This is a genomic window from Peribacillus muralis (assembly GCF_001439925.1).
In the GTDB taxonomy this organism is placed as follows: Bacteria; Bacillota; Bacilli; order Bacillales; family DSM-1321; genus Peribacillus; species Peribacillus muralis.
Genome location: NZ_LMBV01000036.1, coordinates 16,930 through 18,092, shown reverse-complemented (window position 1 = coordinate 18,092; position 1,163 = coordinate 16,930).

Genomic DNA, 1,163 nt, shown 5'->3' with positions numbered 1-1,163 from the left:
GTTTAAATATACAGGTGATCAATTAACACAAACAACCATCGGTAGTGATAAAGTTGAACGTACAATAGTAGAAAAATTCACCTATAATAGTAACGGTCAATTAACTAAATATATGGATGGTAAAAACAACGAGACAGTTTTCACTTACCAAGATAACGAAATAACAATTTTTGATAAAAAAGCGAAAGATGAAGAACTTTCTGTTACGAATATCTACNCAATACGAAAGATAACGAATTTAAAGTGATTGATTCCAGTGACACAGAAACTATATATAAACGAGATGTAAAAAATAATACGTATGCCGTTTCACAGGTAATTATGCCATCAGAAGAAACAAATTCTACAACGTTCTATGGTTTAGACAATCAATACAATATTGTGACGGTAACAAATCCGGATGGCACGACTGAAGAAAATACGTACGATAAGAATGGGAATCTATTAACATCTAAATCAACTGCTGGAACAACGACGAATTCGTACAATAGTCGTAATCAAGTGATAGAAACGTTTGCGACAAATGGCGAAATAACAACGAATTCGTATGAAGGTCCTTTTCTTATTTCTTCGACTATAAAAGATGAAACTACAAAATTTGAGTATGATTCTTTTGGTCGAGTAACTAAAACATTCTTTCCTAATGGCACGTATGAAACTGTAGTTTATGATGATAACCATCATAAAGTGACAAATACAGATAAAAAAGGAAATACAACATCCGTGACATATACGATATACGGACAAAAACAAGAAGAGACAGATGCTGATAGCCATACAAAAACGTATGCCTATGATTCTCTTTATGCAGATACATTAACATCAATAACGGATGGCAATGGTCATAAAACAACTTATAAATATGATGACAACAATAATCTATCTACGTTAACAGATGCATTAGGTCGTAAAAAATTATTTTTATACAATGATAATGACCAAGTAACTAAAGTAGAANTGACATTCCAATATGGCTATGACATCAATGGTGTAATGAATGAATCTACTTTACCTTCAGGTATTAAAACACTGTTTAATTACAATGAAAGTGGGCAAGTAGATACGGTTCAAGTAACAAATTCAACGGGAGATATCATCTCAACAACAACTTATAAATATGATGAAAACGGAAAAACAAATAAGGTTACACAAGATGGAAAAGG